General features: G+C 58.2%; 2 protein-coding genes. Both read right to left on the minus strand.

All coding sequences use genetic code 11. The features are described from left to right. The coding region (locus CWM54_RS27855; protein ID WP_048333850.1) for a sugar nucleotidyltransferase at positions 1-304 on the minus strand (304 nt) is incomplete at its 3' end. 13 nt (positions 305-317) lie between these two features. Next, positions 318-634 (minus strand): GDP-mannose 4,6-dehydratase (locus CWM54_RS27860; RefSeq protein ID WP_206054248.1); only part of this gene is annotated, 317 nt, incomplete at its 5' end.

Genomic DNA, 634 nt, shown 5'->3' on the forward strand with positions numbered 1-634 from the left:
AGGCATCGTTGCCGATGAACTTCTCGCCAATGATAAAGGCCTGCGCCAGGCCGTCCGGCGACGGCTGGATAGCGTAGCTGAAGTTCACCCCGAACTGCGACCCGTCACCCAGCAGGCGCTGGAAGGAAGGCATGTCGTCCGGGGTGGAGATGATCAGGATGTCGCGAATGCCCGCCAGCATCAGGACGGACACCGGGTAGAAAATCATCGGCTTGTCATAGATAGGCAGCAGCTGCTTGGAGACGCCCTGGGTGATGGGATATAAACGCGTGCCGGAGCCGCCGGCCAGAACAATACCTTTCATCTTTACTTCCTTATTAGTTATTCAGGCCCAGACGCTCGCCGGCATAGGAGCCGTCCAGTACGCGCTGCCACCAGGTCTGGTTGTTCAGGTACCAGTGCACGGTTTTTTCAATCCCGCTCTCGAACGTCTCCTGCGGTACCCAGCCCAGATCGCGCTGAATTTTCGCGGCATCAATGGCATAGCGCAGGTCGTGTCCCGGACGATCGGTGACAAAAGTGATCAGGTCGGCGAAGTGGGCGATGTTGCCCGGCTTCTGCGCCACCACCTTGTCGAGAATGGCGCAGATGGTGCGCACCACGTCGATATTTTTACGCTCGTTATGACCGCCAA

Source organism: Klebsiella sp. D-Nf1, assembly GCF_002810515.1.
Taxonomy (GTDB): domain Bacteria; phylum Pseudomonadota; class Gammaproteobacteria; order Enterobacterales; family Enterobacteriaceae; genus Klebsiella; species Klebsiella variicola.